This is a genomic window from Vogesella mureinivorans, assembly GCF_007644035.1.
GTDB classification, from domain to species: domain Bacteria; phylum Pseudomonadota; class Gammaproteobacteria; order Burkholderiales; family Chromobacteriaceae; genus Vogesella; species Vogesella mureinivorans.
The window spans coordinates 1-411 of sequence record NZ_VMTV02000770.1 but is presented as its reverse complement, the minus strand read 5'-3'; the positions used below and the strand labels follow the sequence as shown (position 1 = coordinate 411).

Here is a 411-nt window from a genome sequence, read left to right as displayed (position 1 = left end):
GACATTGGTCACCGCGCTGGGGGACATGGCCACCAGGTTCGCCGGCGGTGCCCACAGGTTGGAGGCGCTGGAGTTCGACAAGGGCAGTGCATTGGTCGGCGTGTTGGTGCTCGCGGTCTGATTGCTGGCCTGCATCACATGGGTGTGGGTCGGCAGCTCCGCGATCGACAGCGTATGCGCCTGCTCGCCGCCGCGTTCTCCCAGGGTATGGCCGCTGCCGACGTGGATCGGCGTGCGCCCGCGCAGGTCGGGCAGGGCGAAGTTGACCCGGCCATCGCCACCGAAGGTGGTGCCCAGCAGGGCGAACAGCGCCTGGTTCTGGTTGATCGGCAGCAGCTGGCCGTTGCACAGCGCCCAGCCCTTGGGGGCGAACACGAAGCTCATCATGCGGATTTCAGAGAGAAAAGGTTC

Annotated in this window: 1 protein-coding gene; it reads right to left on the bottom strand. The window is 66.4% G+C overall.

Annotated elements, in window-relative coordinates:
• Nucleotides 1-387, bottom strand: a 387-nt coding sequence (locus FLQ44_RS18145; RefSeq protein WP_240801339.1) for a phage tail protein, incomplete at its 3' end; no start/stop codon positions are given.
• Nucleotides 388-411: the final 24 nt, after the last annotated feature.